Origin of the sequence: Sulfuricurvum sp. (assembly GCF_049587615.1) — a bacterium.
Taxonomy (GTDB): domain Bacteria; phylum Campylobacterota; class Campylobacteria; order Campylobacterales; family Sulfurimonadaceae; genus Sulfuricurvum.
Genome location: NZ_JBAVEF010000006.1, coordinates 1 through 1634, shown reverse-complemented (window position 1 = coordinate 1634; position 1634 = coordinate 1). Strand labels below are relative to the sequence as shown.

The 1634-nt window shown below is 69.6% G+C and carries 2 protein-coding genes; one reads left to right on the top strand and one right to left on the bottom strand.

Annotated features, from left to right (window positions below; translation table 11 throughout):
- Positions 1-786: TRAP transporter large permease (locus WB308_RS00360; RefSeq protein ID WP_424187855.1), on the top strand; the 786-nt coding region annotated here is incomplete at its 5' end.
- A 30-nt stretch (positions 787-816) separates the two neighbouring features.
- Here WB308_RS00360 and WB308_RS00355 read toward each other — a convergent pair.
- A partial coding sequence (locus tag WB308_RS00355) for a hypothetical protein (protein ID WP_424187853.1) occupies positions 817-1634 on the bottom strand: 818 nt, incomplete at its 5' end.

Sequence of the window (1634 nt, the reverse complement as noted above, 5' to 3'; positions counted from 1 at the left end):
TCCCTGGGCGACCTCTTCATCGCCGGCCTGATCCCCGGCGTGGTGATGGCCGGGGCGATGATGGCCGTGATCTCCTGGGCGGCGCACAAGCGCGGCTTCCCCAAGGACGAGCGGTTCAGCGGCTCGCGCCTGTGGCAGGAGTTCCGCCGCGCATTCTGGGCGCTGGCGATGCCGGTGCTGATCCTCGTCGGCTTTCGCATGGGCGTGTTCACGGCCACCGAGATCGCCGCGGTGGCAGCGGCGTATGCCTTCGTGGTCGGGCTGGTGATCTACCGCACGCTGTCCTTTGCCAAGCTGCCGGCCATCCTGCTCGCCACGGCCAAGGAGACGGCGACGATCCTGGTGATCGCGGCGTGCGCCGCTCCGTTCGGCTGGATTCTCGGCATCGAGGAGGCCCCGCAGAAGGTCACGGCCCTGCTCACCTCCATCACCAGCGAGCCGTGGGCGATCCTGCTCATCCTGAACATCGTGCTGCTGATCGCAGGCATGTTCATGGAGACGCTGGCGATCATGATCATCCTCGTGCCGATCCTCCTGCCCCTGCTCAACGCGGTGGGCATCGACCTCGTGCACTTCGGCATCGTGCTCCTCGTCAACCTGGTGATCGGCCAGATCACCCCGCCGGTCGGCGTGCTGATGTTCGTGGCGAGCGCGGTGTCGCGCACCCACCTCGGCCAGATCGCGCGCGAGATCTGGCTGTTCGTCGGGGCGCTGGTGGCCGCGCTGGCCGTGATCACCTACCTGCCCGAGCTGTCGCTGTGGCTCCCGCAGGTGCTGAACCGCTGACGTGCGCGGCGGCGGCGCGTCCGGCGGGCGTCAACGCGCCCGTGATACCCGCTCGACCGGCCGCAGCTCGTGCAGGTTCTGGCGCAGGTAATCGACTGCGATGCGACGCTTCTCGAGCCCGCGGATCGAGCCGTTGCCGGAGCGTTGCGGCGCGTCGATCACCGGCAGCACCGCGGCGAGGCGGTGGTAGATGCCGCGCCAGTTCGACCGCACGGTCTCGGTCGAGAGCCCGAGCTTGTCGGCAATCGCCTGGTCGGAAGCGCCATCGAGGGCACGCAGCGCGATGCGCTGTTCGGCCGGCGTGAGCCGGAGTCGCGGTGCGGGCGGATCGAACATCTGCGTCGCCATGCTCATCGCTCCCGGAGGCAGTTCCGCGCGGGTCAGGCGCAGCATGCGCGACCTGCACGCGGGGCCGAGGAAGCCGGTGCCTGCGCGCTCCGAGAAGTCGTGGAGCAGCCGGTAGCCTCCCGCGCGCAGGTAGTCGGCGACTACGTCCTCGAACACCTCGTAGTAGATCGCCCGCAGCCGGTAGCCGCCGTAGAAGTGCACGAACGCCTGCGGCGCGAGCTTGCGCAGCTCGGTCACCTCGGGGCCGTTCCAGTCGTACTGCCCGAGCGGCATCGGGAAGACGGCGAGCTGCAGCCCGTCGCGCGTGTTCGCGCTGCGGATCTCGTCGAGCGTGAGCAGCGGCCGCTGATCGTCGAGGAGCCGGCCCAGCACGGCGCCCACGAATGACGGTGCGGGATCGGCAAGGTAGCCCGCGACCACGCTTTCGCGCAGGAACAGGCCGCCGGCGAACGACCAGACCCGCAGTCCGCCGGGTCCCGTCTCCTCGAACACGCTGAGGG